The organism is Pseudomonas sp. Pse35, assembly GCF_024519715.1.
GTDB lineage: Bacteria > Pseudomonadota > Gammaproteobacteria > Pseudomonadales > Pseudomonadaceae > Aquipseudomonas > Aquipseudomonas paracarnis.
The window spans coordinates 19,535-35,599 of sequence record NZ_JALJRP010000008.1; the positions used below are offsets into that span (position 1 = coordinate 19,535).

At 58.2% G+C, this 16,065-nt stretch carries 19 protein-coding genes; all 19 read right to left on the reverse strand.

Annotated elements, in window-relative coordinates; translation table 11 throughout:
- Positions 1–11 precede the first annotated feature (11 nt).
- The 19 genes from OC445_RS09435 to OC445_RS09525 all read right to left on the reverse strand — a co-directional run bounded on the left by OC445_RS09435 (position 12) and on the right by OC445_RS09525 (position 15,829).
- On the reverse strand, positions 12–848 hold the full coding sequence (locus tag OC445_RS09435) for a hypothetical protein (RefSeq protein WP_262020086.1): 837 nt from the start codon (positions 846–848) through the stop codon (positions 12–14).
- Complete coding sequence (locus tag OC445_RS09440; protein ID WP_262020087.1) at positions 845–1,120, reverse strand: hypothetical protein; 276 nt, start codon at positions 1,118–1,120, stop codon at positions 845–847. Before OC445_RS09440 ends, OC445_RS09435 begins: the two co-directional genes overlap by 4 nt.
- Complete coding sequence (locus OC445_RS09445; RefSeq protein WP_262020088.1) at positions 1,117–2,880, reverse strand: gp58-like family protein; 1,764 nt, start codon at positions 2,878–2,880, stop codon at positions 1,117–1,119. The genes OC445_RS09440 and OC445_RS09445 overlap by 4 nt, the downstream gene beginning before the upstream one ends.
- Entirely contained in the window at positions 2,880–4,496 is a 1,617-nt protein-coding gene (locus OC445_RS09450; RefSeq protein ID WP_262020089.1) for a hypothetical protein, read from the reverse strand. Before OC445_RS09450 ends, OC445_RS09445 begins: the two co-directional genes overlap by 1 nt.
- Positions 4,493–5,038, reverse strand: a complete 546-nt coding sequence (locus OC445_RS09455) for a hypothetical protein (protein WP_262020090.1) — start codon at positions 5,036–5,038, stop codon at positions 4,493–4,495. Before OC445_RS09455 ends, OC445_RS09450 begins: the two co-directional genes overlap by 4 nt.
- Complete coding sequence (locus tag OC445_RS09460) at positions 5,035–5,733, reverse strand: DUF6682 family protein (protein WP_262020091.1); 699 nt, start codon at positions 5,731–5,733, stop codon at positions 5,035–5,037. Before OC445_RS09460 ends, OC445_RS09455 begins: the two co-directional genes overlap by 4 nt.
- A 3-nt stretch (positions 5,734–5,736) precedes the next feature.
- On the reverse strand, positions 5,737–6,234 hold the full coding sequence (locus OC445_RS09465) for a hypothetical protein (RefSeq protein WP_262020092.1): 498 nt from the start codon (positions 6,232–6,234) through the stop codon (positions 5,737–5,739).
- A gap of 60 nt (positions 6,235–6,294) precedes the next feature.
- Entirely contained in the window at positions 6,295–7,233 is a 939-nt protein-coding gene (locus OC445_RS09470) for a hypothetical protein (protein ID WP_262020093.1), read from the reverse strand.
- A 47-nt stretch (positions 7,234–7,280) separates the two neighbouring features.
- Complete coding sequence (locus tag OC445_RS09475; RefSeq protein ID WP_262020094.1) at positions 7,281–8,252, reverse strand: hypothetical protein; 972 nt, start codon at positions 8,250–8,252, stop codon at positions 7,281–7,283.
- 192 nt (positions 8,253–8,444) lie between these two features.
- Positions 8,445–10,790 carry a hypothetical protein gene (locus OC445_RS09480; RefSeq protein WP_262020095.1) on the reverse strand — a complete coding sequence of 782 codons (2,346 nt, stop codon included), beginning with the start codon at positions 10,788–10,790 and terminating at the stop codon, positions 8,445–8,447.
- On the reverse strand, positions 10,783–11,136 hold the full coding sequence (locus OC445_RS09485) for a hypothetical protein (RefSeq protein ID WP_262020096.1): 354 nt from the start codon (positions 11,134–11,136) through the stop codon (positions 10,783–10,785). Before OC445_RS09485 ends, OC445_RS09480 begins: the two co-directional genes overlap by 8 nt.
- Positions 11,133–12,269: a hypothetical protein gene (locus tag OC445_RS09490; protein ID WP_262020097.1), complete on the reverse strand. Its 1,137-nt coding sequence runs from the start codon at positions 12,267–12,269 to the stop codon at positions 11,133–11,135. The genes OC445_RS09485 and OC445_RS09490 overlap by 4 nt, the downstream gene beginning before the upstream one ends.
- A gap of 42 nt (positions 12,270–12,311) precedes the next feature.
- Entirely contained in the window at positions 12,312–12,815 is a 504-nt protein-coding gene (locus tag OC445_RS09495; protein ID WP_262020098.1) for a hypothetical protein, read from the reverse strand.
- On the reverse strand, positions 12,805–13,368 hold the full coding sequence (locus OC445_RS09500) for a hypothetical protein (RefSeq protein ID WP_262020099.1): 564 nt from the start codon (positions 13,366–13,368) through the stop codon (positions 12,805–12,807). Before OC445_RS09500 ends, OC445_RS09495 begins: the two co-directional genes overlap by 11 nt.
- Before the next feature lie 41 nt (positions 13,369–13,409).
- Positions 13,410–13,865, reverse strand: a complete 456-nt coding sequence (locus OC445_RS09505) for a lysis protein (RefSeq protein ID WP_262020100.1) — start codon at positions 13,863–13,865, stop codon at positions 13,410–13,412.
- The gene (locus OC445_RS09510) at positions 13,862–14,380 is read right to left on the reverse strand and encodes a glycoside hydrolase family protein (protein WP_262020101.1); all 519 of its coding nucleotides are present in this window, start codon (positions 14,378–14,380) and stop codon (positions 13,862–13,864) included. The genes OC445_RS09505 and OC445_RS09510 overlap by 4 nt, the downstream gene beginning before the upstream one ends.
- Positions 14,377–14,688: a holin gene (locus OC445_RS09515; RefSeq protein WP_262020102.1), complete on the reverse strand. Its 312-nt coding sequence runs from the start codon at positions 14,686–14,688 to the stop codon at positions 14,377–14,379. Before OC445_RS09515 ends, OC445_RS09510 begins: the two co-directional genes overlap by 4 nt.
- A gap of 143 nt (positions 14,689–14,831) precedes the next feature.
- Positions 14,832–15,047 carry a hypothetical protein gene (locus OC445_RS09520; protein ID WP_262020103.1) on the reverse strand — a complete coding sequence of 72 codons (216 nt, stop codon included), beginning with the start codon at positions 15,045–15,047 and terminating at the stop codon, positions 14,832–14,834.
- 245 nt (positions 15,048–15,292) lie between these two features.
- A complete protein-coding gene (locus OC445_RS09525) occupies positions 15,293–15,829 on the reverse strand; it encodes a hypothetical protein (RefSeq protein ID WP_122814632.1) in 537 nt (178 codons plus the stop codon).
- Between the last annotated feature and the right edge of the window lie 236 nt (positions 15,830–16,065).

The window sequence follows — 16,065 nt, forward strand, 5'->3', positions numbered from 1 at the left end:
TCCTGGAAGGTTTAAGCCGGGCCCGGTCCAGCAGGAAGGACGATGCCTTCTTCGACCGGCCTTCGGGTTTCAATGAACAGAAATGGCATGTGGATTAGCGTGCCAGAACGACCTGTCAGGATGAGCCGCTGCATGGGTTCGCCAATCACGCCTGGAACAATCAGCCGGCTGCCCGCTACCTCACCGTTGTAGCGCATGAAGTAGCCTGTCCCGATGGAGCTAACCAGCATCCATTCATTCCGTGCGCCGAAGGTATCGGAGCCATACCAAGCTTCCAGGTACTGATCACTGAGCACCTGGTCGCGGTGGCTGTAGTTCCACGCGCCGCTGGATCGCTTGTAACTCAGGGCGTTGTTACCAGAATCAAACACAACCGATGTTGAACCTGGCGCCCAGACTCGGACACCGTGGGTTTCACCGCTGATATAACCACCGGAGAAAACGACCAAAAACTCACACATGTAGGCCCGGAGCAGCGGGTACAGCTCCGCATGGTTCTGTGGGTTGCCGGGAAGATTGGTGATGGTGAAAGCGACCACCACCCCAGTCCACGCCCCTGGTGCGCCCTTTGCTGCGATATAGCCGATAACCGTGTTCACCTGGGAGGCGACATTCCGAGGTCTTGCGAATACAAGGGGCGGTGTCGGGCTGGTGGACATTCCGTAAAAGGTGTATTCGAAAAAGATGGCTACGGGCGGGATGCCATCCTTGTCTTTGTAGAGGCGAACGTCTGTCCAACCACCGTTATCGATATGCCCTGCGCTTTCACCGGCCGCAATGAAAATCGGATTGTTTTCATCGACAGCAAGGTTCCCCCAGTCATTGGTGACCCTGAAGCCGATGCTCATGAAGAAATTCCCAGTATCAGGAAGCACGACACAGGAGCAGCCGACCACGTCAACGTATTGCCGTTGATCACCACCAGGGGAACCGGTGACAGTCCTACGTTTTCTGCGGGCATCAGGCTTATATCTAGCTTGAGACCGTCATAGGAGGACATGTCAAGGCTGCCCCCTACGTTGTTTTGCGTTCGAATCGACTCCATTTTGCGAATGGTTCGGACTGTACTGTCGAACGTGACACGCTGGCTGGCATCACGGCAGCGAATAATCGACGTCATACCATCATCTCCCCGATTTCAATGCGCAGACCGCCGGCGGCGTCGTACCAGTGCTGGTACTGGTCCGTCATGACCATGCGCGTCCCGCCGACCAAACCATTCATGAAAATCCCGGCTTGGGGATCAATCACGAATCGTGGCAGCCCGCCCGCCCCAATTTGCGAACTGACTAGCTGCCCATACACCTGGCCAAAACCGATCGTGATGTTGGCCACGTCGATGGCTTCTGCGCGCAGCTGGCCACCCACAGTGGTAACCGGCGTAAACCCATCGTTTGCCGTCAGCTTGCCGATACTGATAGGGCCGATTTGCGCTTGCTGAATTGAAGCTTCTTTCACCAGCAGCGTGTTGATGTAGACCTTTTCGCCTTCCAACATGAAGGGATTCACGTAGTTCGGCCCTTGGGCACCGGGAGTGGCAACCCAGAAGCGGTTTGCCAGGATCGCGAAGTCCGCCACGGTGCCGTTGTTGTACGCGCCGACACCACTGATCAAACCGTTAACATCAAGCCGCAGGGTGTACTGAGCCGCCAATCCTTCCAGCGTGGTGGTGTGCGTGCTGAGGGTTTGTTGAATGGCTGCCGATTGCTCATTGAGGTTGCTTTGCAGCGTCGTGATAGAACGCGTAGTGGCTTCAAACTCGGTGGCAATGGTCTGCTGATCGCTAAGGTATTGGGCTGCCGTGGTGTCCATTCGCGACACCAAGCCCTCCATGTTTCGGGCTTGGCTTTCAAGGGCGCTCGCGAAAGTCTCGCTGTACTGCGTCAACACAGACTCAGCTTTCTCCAAGCGCGATGACATTCCATTCAAAGCCTGGGTAGCGGCCTCCTGCAGATTAATTCGTGCCGTACGCTCGGTGACGATATCGACCGAATGCTCACCAATGCTGGCCTGCATCAGGTCAATCTGGTGCGCGATGGCCTGCTGGTCGGAGGTGATGACCTCCTGCAACTGACTGATGGCCGCTTTGATGTCGCTGCCGGTCTGAACCCGCAGATCGGATATCTGCCGCCGGATGTGCACGTTCTCGTCGTCGCGCAGATAACGCTCGGCCGAGGTCATAAGCTTCGCCGCCTGGGCGGCCGCATCCAGCATCGCAATCTGCTGATTGAGGCCATCCAGGTCGATAGCTTTCGCCAAGGCCTTTGCCAACTCGCTCTGGTTCATCTCCTTGGTGATCAGGTCCAGCAGATAATCAATGCTGAGCATCGACTCAACGTGCGTACCGGCCGGGCTGTTGGGCGGCCCTTCGACACCCGAAGCGGATACCCAGGTGATCCAGTAGTAATAACTGATGCCCTTTTTCGGGTCGTTGGGGTCGACCACATCACCACGAATTGGATCACTGTAGATCATCCCCGTGGCGCGGCTGATCAGCACCGCGTGGCCAAAGTTGTCCGTTTCGCTGCGATAAATATTGGTCAGCGAGTGGTTGCGGTAGAGCTTGTAGGGGTTGTCCCAGGTCAGCGTGTTCATCCCAAACACCCCTACCGCCTGGAAGCCTACCGGCGCCGGCGGCACTGCCCGATCTGGAACGCCGGGAGACGGCACCAGTCCACCGGTACCGCCCGGTTTCCAGCCTGGGCGCAGAGTGAATGCCCCGCTCTCCAGCAATTCGCGATAGGTCAGCTTCTTGTCGAGTGGGTTCCCGCGGTTTCCCTCGCCCGTCTCGATGATCTCAGTCAGTGCACTGAAAAATGGGCGCAACTCCGCCGAAACCTTGCTGCTGGGAGCGGGAAGGCTTGAGCGTTTGGCAGTCATTAGGTCAACTCAGAGGGTGTATTCGCAATTTGGATGGAGAAAACTTCCGCAGTACCGGAGGCCTCGACTTGCCATTCACGGGCGTCAGCGTAACCAGCAGGTAGCCGGAACATGCCGGCACCGTTGACGGGTTCATCGAGTACCAGTGCCTGGTCCGCAAACACGCGGAACCGCACCGGATAAGTATCGGCCACCACCTTGCCGCAACTGAAGTTCGCCGAGCCCGGCGGGAATTCAAAGATCTTCGAACGCCACCGGTAAGTCATCGACGGGCCGCCGCGCCACTTGGAAATCGTACTGCCCTGGATCAGGTACAGCGACGACGCGGCAATGTCGTAATAGGAGTTCGCCGCGTGCACGTCGATGAACTCAATCCCCTCTCCCGGCGCCAAGGCAAAGCAGCCTCCATCGTAAAACCCCAGATAACGCCCTTCGTACCGACAGGCATGAATCGACGCAGGGTTGAGCGCCTGCCACTGCTCTGGCGTCAGGATGCCCTCAGTGATCAGCTGCGGCTCACCGCCAGAGACCGCCACCAGGCCCTCGGTAGAGGCATACACGACGTACTCCCCCATATCCACGACTGAGCCGCGGGACACACACACTCGATCAGCATCGGGGTCAGAGGCTGACATAGCCGCCGGCGTCGTGCCGGTGACCAACCGCGGACGCCCGGTGGTGGCCACCACCAGCCCGGCCGTGGTGACACCAAGGCCGACAATCTTGTCAGGAAACGAGATCTGATAGTCCACTGGCCAGGCATGTGGGTAATACGGCTCGCAAAAGCACAGCGTGTTGTCGAAGAAACCAGCAAAAATACCGTTCGGCATCTCCACCAACCCCACCATGGTGGGGTCCGGCATATCCCAGGTAAGGGACGGGCAAGCAATACCCAGTCCGTCGCTGTTCGTCTCGTCCAGCCAGCTGGTCTGGGCCACTGGAAAGTCGGCCAAGTAGAGGAACTCCCCGCCGCTCTCAGATCGGTACAGCCGCTTGGTGACAATGTTGTAGGGGCCAGTTGGCGCCGCAGGCAACTGGACATTGATCTTACCCACCAACTGATCTTCAGCACCGTCCCATCGCGTGATGATGTTCGACGCGGGGCTAGGCGGCCCTTCTTCGCCGTATGCCGAAACGTACGTCACAATGTACGTGGCGTTGACCTGAGTGGCAGGCGGTGTGCCGCTATTGCCCGCCTCTGTCACCAGCGGTGCGCTGACTGGGGCCGGGATGCCCAACCGATAGAAACCAGAAGGGTATGGTCCGGCGCCCTGGGTCGCAACGCCGATGGGCGCCATCTTGGGGAACCCGTCACCGGTCCAGTAGACCCGCGACCAGGCATCTTTCGCCAACGGGCTTTTGGCGGCATTGACCTGCTTGCCATCGCCCCAGGCAAACCAAAATCCCTGGCCGTCATTACCGAACGGATACCGGTAGATTGACGACGGGGTGATCACACCACCGATACCAGTAACCGGCAAAGGTGCATATTCGGCCCGGAGCGAACCTTTGCGTAGGTTCACATTGCGAGCGGCCTGGGCATTGGTGGGTTGCAACAGGCGCGGGGTGAGCGCCGGTAGCTCGCCACGGAAAGACGTAATCGCAATGGATGTCATGCAAACCTCGGTGTCTTCATCCTGATGCTGCCGTACTGGTGGCCGGCGAGCGCCTCAGATCGAGCATTTGTACAGAGCGCATAAAACCCGGTCTGATCTATCAAGGCACGCTGCATGTCTGACCACGGTTTTTCAGGCATCTTGCGCAGCCAATACTGGGCGCCAAGCATCAGCGCCTCACAATAGCGGTCCAGCAGCCAATCCGGCGGCGCCGCAGCGCTGGAGCCAAAAGTCGGTCGCACAACTACGTCTGCGGTGAGCCTCGAAGGTCCATCGGTGACAATGACTGTGTCCGGCGAAGGCTGGAACACCTGGCAGTAAGCAGGCTGTCCATCCTGGTACAGCGCCTGGATACGGATAGGTTCTAGGCCCGGCCCGGCGGCTATCTGCTGCTCACCATCGACCAATTGGATTCTGACCTTCCAGGCCGGCACCTCGGTGCACAGCTCGCGAAGCGCCCAGGCCACACCGTCACGAATCGAGGCGATAACCGCCCCAGGGACGTTCGGCAGGATCTGGTCAACCAACTGGTTCACGTTCATTGCTGTATTACCTGTTGCTGGGACGGAGCCGCGACCGGCAGAGGGCCAAGCATGCGATCCGTCTGCACCTTCATACCCAGCGCGGCCTGGAACATCTGAAAATGCATAGTCGCCCGGTTGAGGTTGGCCGCATGCTCGGCATCTTTCGCATAAGCCCTGGAGAGGAGGTAATCCAGCAGCACCGGTGCGAACGAATCGTCCAGGCGGATTTTCTCGCTGGCATCATCTTTGGCCATCACTTGTTCGTGCGGGCTGGGCACCGACGAATAAATAATCTCCAGCTTGCTGGTGGCCAGCGCCGGCGGGTAGACGTAAAACTGACGCGGCGCCGCTTCATCGAAGATGTACTGCTCGATCTCTTCCACGGGCTGCTCCGCGTGCCACCGGCGCCGGGTAGAGTCGATGGCGCCCCTGGTCGTGAGAATCACACTCAGGCCACCGCCGTCGGCGGTGATGTTGCGCACCACCTCCAGCAGCCGTAAACCACCCTCTGGGATCGATTGCCGAGTGCCTGGAGCGCAAGTAATTTCAGCCGTGACGGAGCTGGCATTGGGTTTGATGTTGCAAACTGCTGCGTACCCTTCGTTCAGCCAATCCAAAAGCTCAGTGTTTGCCCACCGCGTGCCGTTTGAGGTGACTTCCTGCAGGATCTTCTTAGCGCGGGTCAGGATGTTGCCAACAGTCGTCACCGGCATGACTTACACCTCGATCATGTGCGAGAGCTTGGCAAGCTCGACGGTCCATACGAATTCGGCGCCGGTGTTGGCGTTGCGAAGCAGGCGATTCACCGGGCGACCTTGCACCGCGGCCGGGGCATGCTCTTCATCAAGGTCCGGAGGTGCGAGGTCGGAGGCAATAGCCTCGCTTGTAACGTCCGCGGTAACGCCATGCAGAACTTGGTCGCCGGGCAGCGAGTTATCGATAAGAGCGTGCCCTTCTTCAGCGCCGAGTGCGGACGTAATGTCCTGCTCGCCAGCCTGCGTACCAATGTTGCCGGGCAAACCGGTGATTTCTGCTACACCACCGGCAACATCCCGTTCTTCATCGGTCAGCGCCTGCTGCAACCCCGCCAGCGTTTCCGAGCGCAATGTGTCTTCGCTTTTACGCTGGTCGGCCTTAACACCCAGCTCATCCAGGATCTGGATCAGCCCAGTTTTATCAGCTGTTTTGGCCTTCTCAATCAGTTCGCGAATCATGGAGTTTCTCCGTAGGAACAGAAAGCGGCCCGAAGGCCGCCCATTAGGTGGAGGGCCAAGTCAGCGGCTGCAGTACAGATTGCCGACGGCCTTGGGATCAATGACCTTGGAACCGAACACGTTCAAACCACGAACGAGCTTGCCGAAGTCATTCGGGTTTGGGAGGGTTTCCATCTGGGTCATCTGGCTTGCAAAGGTGATGGCCTTCTTGTGACCGAACATCACGTTGCTGGCCTTCTTGGCAGCGGTGAGGTCATCCACTGCGGTGGTGTTGTTGCTGATATACACCGTGAAGCGGTCGAGCATGCCGACCTTGCCGTTGCGGAAGACCGAAGTGGCATCGCCCATAATGCTGGCATCACGCAGATCCGATTTTTTCAGCATGCCGTTCATCCACGCCGGCAACACCACCCAGCGCCCTTGCTCGGGGATGTTCTGTTCATCCAGGACGGTGCCGCAATCCACCAACACATCCAGGATGTTTTCCTTGGTGATTTTTACCGGCGCGCCGGCCTTTCCCAAGTTGATATCGCCCGACAGCGCACCCGCGGTATCGCCACGGTTAGTGGCGGCCGCATCGGCATAGTGACGATTGAGTAACTGGGTATCGATCGCCACCTTCATCTGCTCGCCACCGTCAGTGCTGAACTCATCCATCAGCTTGATATCGGCCTGGTAAGCATCAACGTCGTTCACTTCGAACGCGAAGTACTTAGCTTGGTCGATTTGCAGTTGGACCTTCTCGCTGGTGGGTTTTTCGTAGGTCACCCCGCCGCCGATCTTGTAGTCCTTGATGACAATCGACGGGACGGTGCGGATGTTGATCGTGTCGCCTTGGTTTTTGATTTCGCCCTCGTAGTCGGTGTTGGCGATCTCACCGAAAACGGTTGCTGCGTAAAGCTTCTGAACCAGCTTGCCCGACCAGAGTGCCGGGATAAAACCCGATGCACTGGTCGAGCTGTAGTCAGGCTGCCCTTGGGCACGTGTTGGACCTGCCATCGTGATACTCCTGTCTCATGACGCCTCGCGGCGTTACAGAGCGCGTGCTATCGCGTGATGCGACCGTTCGCTACCGCGTCTGAAATGTCTTGTTCAATCGCAGCCGCTTCGGCTTTGGTGTACCGCTTACCGAGCGCCACGTCCTTGTAAAACTGATTGATTTCTTCGTTGCTCCACCACTTCCCTTCAGCCGGAGGCTGAGCATTGGTGCGGGTAGAACGCGGTTGAATCTCTTCCTCGGGGATTACATTGGCGGGCTTCGCTGGTACCGGTACGGGCACCGGAGCAGATGCTCCGGCATCCGAAGCGGGTTGCGAGTCTTTGAAGGCCTGGAACAGCGCAGCGGCGCGGTAAGCGTCGTTGGCTGTCTGGGCCTCGATCAGAAGTTGCTGCCGCTCTTTGCCGCTGAATGCGTCCATGTGGCTCAACCACTCATGGAAAGCCGGCAAAGCGTTGACCTCAATCGCATCAGGTACACGCTGGATAAGCTGACGGAAGAACTCTTCCTGCGCCTGCACAGCCTTTTCCTGATCCGTCTGCTGGGTTTTCTGCTTCAGCCCCTCAAGTTCACTTTTGATCGTTTCCAGTTCTGCGGGATTGGCAGCTACCTGGCCACCAGCCACTCGTTGGATGAGCGCCACGAGGTCCGGCCCGTAGTTCTCGATCTCCTCGGGGGTCAGATCTGACACGGCGCGCTGCACGGCATTGCCTGCGGGCTGTTTCGCCTTGTCCAGTTCTGCAGTCAAACGGGAAACGTCCTGCTGAAGCGCCGGGATTTCAGCGTTGTATTTCCCTTGAATGACCTTGAAGCGTTGCTCCCAATAGTCAGCGTCGGCATTACGGGCGGCCGGGGCCGGGTCCGTTTTGACGGGCTGTTGGATATCTGAGATCAGAGGCTCAGTTGGTTCTGCTGCCGGAGCCGCTTCGGGAACGGGATTCTCGGCCGGCGCGTTCAGCGACTGCTGAATGGCCTCTGCTTCGTCAATTTGAGCCTGTACGTTGCGGGGTAGCGTGTTCATCTAATCGTTTTCTCCGTGGTAGAGCCGGCAGGTCCGGGCTTCTGGTCGTGGTACTGGTTCGGGTCATCTGGCCGCATGACCGGAGAGTGGCCACAAAAAAGCCGCCTCAAGGTGGGCGGCTTTTTCTGTAGCTACTGGCGGTTTCGCGAGGCGTTGATTCGGTCAAGCGCCTCGCGGGATTTATCGAATGTTTCAAGTAATTCCCTGATCTGGGTCGCCCGGCCCTGGGCCCGAAATATCCCCTCCAGGTTGCTGCCCGTCTCCAGGTTCTGCTGGGCCTCCATCAGGCAACTGCTCAGCAGCTCCCTCAGGTGCTTCCAGTCCGGGCTGTGGCTCAGATTGACCAGGGCCCGCCATTGGTGGTCGCTGGGTTTCATTGGCTCCCCCGGATGCGTGTTGAAGTTGAGCGACCGTTGCCCCGTTTTCCATGCCGAGGCGCTGGGCCTCGATACGGATCTTGTCGGCACGTGCGGTCAGTTCCTCGGTTTGAGCAGCAACCTTTCCGGTTTCGGCTTCCATTTGCTGGCCCGCCAGCTTGGCTTGCTCCTGTTGCTGTTGAGCCACCTGCTGTTGCTGCTGATCCTCCCGTGCCTTCATCTCGTCCTTGGTCGGGATCAACCCAGGCATATCGAGGCTTTCTGCGACCTTGCGGAGAATGGCGGCGCGCCCTTCCAGGCCGAGAATCTGCATATCGACCGGGTTGTTGGTGAAGCCGAGGAACTGCGTGCGCGCCTGCAACGTTTGTTCGCGCTGAAGCATCGCATTTGCACCTCGCGCCACCACCTTGCAGTCGCCCTTGATCGCGTTGTCATCCGAATAACGCATGTTGAACAACCACAGCGCCTCAATGACACGGCGAACAACACCACGATCGATATGCCGTATCGCGTCCTTGATGCCCTTGTTGGCAGACTCCATAAGCATCGACAAACCACTGGCCGTGTTGCCGGCGCCGCCGACCTTTTCCGCGCCGTAGATGTAGCGAGGGATATTCGTTGCGTCGTCAGCACGCTTTTCCCAGGAGTCATAAACAGCCATCAGTTCGCCGGCCAGGCTCTGCGGCTGATAAAAGCGCAGCACGGGAGCGGTAGCCCCACCAGCAAGCCCCTGCGTCTGCCCGCTTTTCACCCTCCAGCGCTTCATGGGAAACATCTCGTTTGGATTTTCGCCTGGTTGTAGGCGGTCCTCATCCACCTCAACCTGTGGCCCACTGGCGAACGCCATGTTGTTGGCCTGAGCTCGTGCCGTTGCGCCACACATATCCTGTACATCGTCCATCAGCTCAGGGATCGACATGCCCCAAAATGAACCAGGGACAATCTGGAACGAGGCCTTGTGATAAGGCCGACCACCCAGTGGATTGCGGTTGATCACGCAGCGAATGACGTGTGTACCGATCAGGATGGCGTCGACTTCGTATTCACCCAGCACATCGGGCACCTGCCCGGGATCTACGCCCCATTGCAGCAGCATTAAGCCTTGGGCACCGCCCCAGTAATGCACACCCTCGATGGTTTCACCGTTGTTGACCATCCAGTCGCCGGCCTTGTCCTCCAGCTTGGCGCGTTGCGCATCGGTGGTCAGCCATTCACGTAACCCGCCCTGCCCGTGATCAGTCAGCACGGCACGAATGGCCGTATCGCTATAACCTGGCACGCCGAGAAGAGCATTGAGCCGCGACCGGGTGTAGCGCTCGCGCTCGATCATGAAGGCGCCGTCATCGGTGTTCGTTGAATCCGGCGACGGGTACATATCGAACGGAGAAACCCGGAAGAACAACGGTTGGATTTCGTCGGTTTCAATCATCTGCCAGCCCTGCCCCCACGCAATCTGAGGCACGCGCTGAAGCATCGGCCCCTTGATAAAGGCCGCCGGGTAGATGGTGAAGTCGTCTATGAACTCTTCCAGGGCGGTTTCCCAGCCGCCCTCGGCCAGTTGGTCAGCGATCAGCAGTTCGTGAGCCTCGCACGCCTCCTTAGCTTTTTCCTGGATCAGCTCGCGCAACTTGGTCTCAACCTGCGCAGGATCAGGCATTTCAAAGCCCTGCCCCTGCCCCTGCTGCTCTGCGCCTGTGCCCTGACTTAGCTGTTGCCCAGTCTGTTGAGTTTGCTGCATTTGCTGAGCCAGTTTTTGCTGGAACGCGGCTAGGAACTCCGGCGGAATGTCGGCGACAGGCGTTGGATCAAGTCCCCACGGGTGCCCCACCGCCGGCATCAAAATGTCCCTGATCCACGACGCGCCCGCGCGGCACTTGGTTGTAGTCAGTTTGGGGTAAGCCTCACTGCCGCCGTTCTCGCGAATGGCCTGCAGCTTCGTTTCTTCGTGCTTTCCCTTTTGCCGGCGCGCGCAATCCAGCAGACGCTCGTCAATATCGCGCTTCGCCTGCTTGGCGGATTCGTAACAGCGGCGAATATGCGCCGCCAGCGAGGTTTCCACTTGTTGGGCACGTCGGTTCTGCTGAGCAGCAGCCTCGGCGGCCTGATCATCAGCTTGCAGGTCGGCCGCGCTCCTGACTTGCAGCAAACCAAAACTACCCATGGGTTATTGCCTCATAAACGACATTGATTTCAGCTTGGCGCCCGGCCCGGCGTAACTTCGCGCTGTGTTCCATATCGCGCAAATGCAGCAGCATTCCCTGCATGTACGGGACAGGATCTGCGGTGAACTCGGCCAGCTTGATGTTCAGCGTCACGCCCAGCGCCTCAGCCATCTCAAACTGCACCCTGATAGCTGGATAAGCGCCGTCCGGCTCTTTGATCTCCACGGCATCTACCTGCACCAGGCCTATATCGCGGCGCAGTTGCAGGCTCTGTACGGCCATGGGGGCGACCAGGCGAGCGATCACGTCAGCGATTTGTTTCCAACCAATGGTCATAGAGGTCATGTGTGTGCGCTCCAGTTGCGGCGGCCGCGGTCGGTGTTTGCTGAGCTTTGAGTGCCAGGGATCCTGCCAGTGGTGAACTCGAAAACACCGCACCTGGCCAAGGTCTCGAAAGCCTTAGCCCCGTGGCTGGCCCAGTCATGGCGGGGCTGATCCCGGTATACGCCCAAGCGCTGATCCCACTCTTTGCGGTAGTTGTCTATGCAGTCGATCAGCCTGGATACGCCGGCAGTTCTCGGCCTACCGTTATCTGGCTCATCCGTAGCCGCACGTTTGTCCTGCTCATCCTCTGCGAACCAGCACAGCGGTAAGAAGTTACGCACCGCCTGCACGCCTTCGCTATTACGGGAAACCCGCGGGACAATCTGGAAGGTGATGCCGTACTGCTTCGCTACGTCGATCCGCGATTTCCCGGTTCCAATCTCACGCACCACGATGTCGTGCGGCGCGTAGTGGGCACCGTAGGAGTAGCCCAGCTTTTTGAGCAGCTCGCCGTAATACTCCATGCCTTCGCCGGAGTGCTCGATGTAGTCGATGATGTGAACCTGGCGGCCCACTACCTGGAATAGAACGATGGACATCGCGTCCCCCATGCCCAAGTCCCAGGCGGTAAACACAGGCAGCGTTGGGTTGCGGCTGACAGATTTCGTAATCCGCCCCTGCTGCCTGAGGAACCGCATCTGCGTCAGGTAGTAGGCGCCTTTGATGCCCTGGTCGAACGCTTCATCCGGTGTCGCCGGATACTCGCGCTTCATGTCGTCATGCAACGACTCCGCCTTCTTGGCGTACCACGCTTGCTGTGCGCGGTCCAGGCGGATGCCCTGCTTGGACGCTAACTCTGCGAAGTACTCCTGCATCCAAAGCGGCACCACCACCTGGTCGCACGCTTCCAGCCGGTATGTTGGATCGCGGAACCACGGAAAGAAGTGGAACTGCCAGTCCATCACCGTCGGCGGGCGCCTGCTGTCCTTAGTTTTTCTAGCCGACTCGCAATAGTCGAAGAAGTAGCCTTCTCGGCCCTCTGCGGTGCTTTCGATCGTGACGCGATTACCCAGCGCAACGGCCTCGAACGCACCGGTTACAATCTCCTGGGCCTTGTCGGGACTGAGCTTGCAGATCTTGCCGAACTCGGACACGTGCAGGCGCTGAAGCGTGCCTCCCCGGAACGACGTGGAGACCTAGATACTTGAACCGTTGTCGAAGATGTAGCCTTGGTCTTTATCGCTGCGGGGTACCGGCAGGCGCAGGCCGATCAACTTAAAAATCGCCGACCACGCCGGGTCGCCCGAAAGCTTCTCGTAGGCGAACCGAATTTTGTTGCGGTAGATCTCTTTAGCATCCGGCAGCGTGTGGCAGATGCAGCCGGCACTGTAGTTTCTGGTGAACAGGCAATCGTCCAGCGCGTCGATCATCTCAAAGGTGGTAAACCCGAGCTGCCGGGCTTTGAGGATGAGGTCGCGGTTGTGCTCATCGAGGAACCGCTGACGTTGCTGGTCGTTTGGCTTGAAGCGCCGGACCTTGCCGTCTTTATCCTTGATTTTGTACAGGGCGTTGAGCCGGTACCATTTGTTGCCCAAGGCTTTGAGCAGCAGCGTCTTACCTTTCAGCTGCTTCGCATAATGCAGCGCGATGAACTCATCACCTTCGCGCACCAAGCGCTGGCGATCGGTTTCATTCGCCATCACCGGCAGCCTCAGCAAGGAGTTCTTCCAGGGACTTGCCAGCGCTTTCCCGGTCTTTGTCTGTGTCGAGACCATGGGCCTGACGCTCGAGTCTGATCAGGCGCTCAATGGACTGAGTGGCATGGCCCAGGCTTTTGCCTACGTAATCCAGGGGGATGTCGATCTCAACGGGCAACCCTTTCGGCGTCATAACAATGATCTTGCCGTTGGCGACTTGCTCGGAAATACGTTCGACGTACTGCTGAGTAATGCCTCGAGTACGCGCAATCAACACTTGGTGCCCGTGTATCAGCTGGGCGCCCGCTTCCGCAGCCTGCTCGACGATCTCGGCGTCGTTAGTCGCAGCTGTGATGGCTGCAGCGGCGGCACGGCCGGTCTTCTCCCGCACACGCTGACGGATCATCTCGGACAGATCTTTCTGCCACTCTTCCTTTGCCGCGCGGTTCCGAATAGAGCCCTCGGATATGTTATGCCGGCGGCCCAGCTCACGGTTGGTGTAGCAGCCCGTCCGGTAGTCTCTCTCGACGGCTGCCCAATCACATTTAGCAGCCATAGGAGCGCTTCCTTTGCATGTAGGTTGGGTTCTGTTCGGTATTAAGGTGTGACGCCAAGACACTTGGCGCTGACCCACTCTTGCAGAGCTGTCAGGGCGATGATTGCTTCATCACCGTCATTTGCGATGGCGAGAATTCGTTGAGCAGCCGCTGGGTCAAGTTCGGCTCTCTCTTTTGCATCATCCAAGCCGGTGGGGACTGATCCGACTCGCACGATTGGGCAGCGGGCTGGGACTGACAAGCGCTGAGCGCCAGTGCCGACACGAGCAAGCAAAGCCTTGTTCTGAGTTTGAGCATCGATGAGAACCTTCGTTTTTTCGGTGTCGATCTGAGTCAGCAGCTTTTGGGTTTTGCGCCGCGACTCGACGGCCTTGTTCAACGTGCTGATCTGATCTGTCGCGGCAGCCAGATCCCTGGCCTGGGATTCGATGCACTGCCATCCGCCGTAAATGAGGATCAAGCAAACGATCAGTGCCGCGATCAGATAGCGGATCATGATTGTACCTCCATGCACTGCTCGTAGCGCTTCAACTGGCGGCTCCAAACGCCCCAGCACCGCTTGTTGCCAGGAGTGGAACAATCGAACCGGGCCGCATAGCGATACTTGAGCAGCGACTTACAGGCCTGGATGTAGTTGCCCGCAAGCAGCTCACGCCGCATGGAGGACTGACGCCAGGTGCCGATGCCATACTGGCCAACGAAGTCCATGTACACATCAAACTCCTCCTGGTGCAGTTTCACTCCCGGGAGCGAGACCGCGAATCGTTGTTCGTCCTGGGTCATCAGGTTGCGGGCCAGCAGCTCGGCACGTTGAGCTGTGATCTGATCGCCCATCTTCACTGGTCTGCCATCCTCGTATCGAGTTGAGCCATGGCCGATGGTGAGCACATCGCCTTCGGTGGGGATGACTGCATGGTCGGTGTAGCCTTCACTCACCTTCCAGGCAGAGAAGCCCGCCGCACTTACAGCCAGCAGGCTGACCGCGATACGTTGGCGCAGCTGAGCGTTCATATGTCGCACTTATCCAGCAAGGCTTTGATCCGCGCGGCACTCTCCGCGTCTTCCCTGCGAGCAGTGGCGGCAATTGCTTCAGCTTCACGACGGTCTTTACGAATCTGGAAGTACAGATTGATCAGCAAACCCAACACCGCAATGCCAACACCAGAAAGGCCAATCCAGTTGACCTGGGACAGCCAGCCAACAACCCCTGTGGCCGCACCAACCAGTAAGCCTTTGTTGGCGGCGGGAACGATAACGGCCTCAACGATGCCTTCCGGTGTCGGGTTTGCCATAGATGAACTCCTGTCCGGGGCTTTCATGCTGGCCTCCAGAAATGCAAAAGCCCGCACTTGGCGGGCTCACATGAATAGGTGCCAGGGCGAACCCCGGCGGTTTGTGCTGGTGTGTCGTCGTCTCGACGATACGGCACGCGGTTGCAACGCCTCCCGGCGTGGCGGTGAAACTATCCCTGCTCGGGGCTCTTTGGCTGAGCAATCGCAGGGGCTGAGGTGACAGTCACCTGGCCCTGGTACAGCGTCTTCAACTCAGCGACGTAAACAGCTTGCTGTGGCGCCTGCTCGATCATAGATTGAGCGCGGGCATTCGCCTCGTCCTCAGTGTCGAACTGCGTTTGCAGTGGCGACTTCGGGAAAGGTTGTGGGATCACGATGTAGGGCATGGTGAGTACCTGTGTTGGTAATTGCGCAGTGTGCGCAAAGAAGTGTATTTCCTGCGCAACGTGCGTAACGTCAACCTACGTCGAGGACGCCGGAAGCCAGACAGAGTGCGCTTCTATGCACAATACGCAGGTGCGTAAAAAGCTAAGCGCTCGGCTTCGAGCTGCTCCCGAGCTTCAGGAAGGGTTGTCGTCGAGCTGGAAACGAAAAAGCCCCGCACGATGGCGGGGCTATGTGTATAAAAGAATTACGCTAACAGGTCGTGACTATCAAGAACCCCCTGTCTCCTGTATCTGCAGGAAGTCAAATCTATTTGCCTATCACGCAGCCCAAACAAAACAGTGGTCAACACGGCTCTCTCGACACCAACACCAGGATTTGCAAGGTGGAAGTGCTTCGCGGCAGGAGGCGAATTCAACACGCCCACCAAACTGTTTGCGCTTGATTCATCCGAAACCCCGAAAACCCAACAATCTTCGTCTGGCGCCGCCACCTCCCAGCTTCCGCCAACACTCTGTAAGGAATATTTCGGAGGGACGTAAGCTGTTATGTCCAACGACTCAGGACGTACGTGAACATCCAGTACCACGAACGCCGCTCTGTTAGGAAAGTGCTCTTCTAAGGCTTGAGCAATATCTGCACCGGATTTATAGAACTCAGCGCTCAAAGGCACCTGAATCTCTAATCTGCTCGTCGCTGGATCCGAATCGTCTACAGCGTCTGCGACAATATTAAAGATCTCGCTGTATTCAGGTCTGATCTGTTCCTTCAGCTCTCTATCCATAACGAACGCTCCTGATATATGAGCGTAAAGAATGATCCAAGGGCTTCGGAAACGCAAAACCTTGGAAATAAAGAGGTCCTGATGAGGTGCTTTCGTTCTTCCGGGCGGTCCACAAAAGCTCTTCTCAGCGTCGACGTCTCAATGCATCGATCTCGCGGCTCCTGTCTCGCACCACTCCACAAGCTTGTGAGGTCAGAGCGCACGAGCAGCCGGTGCTGATTCCGTACGTCGCACTA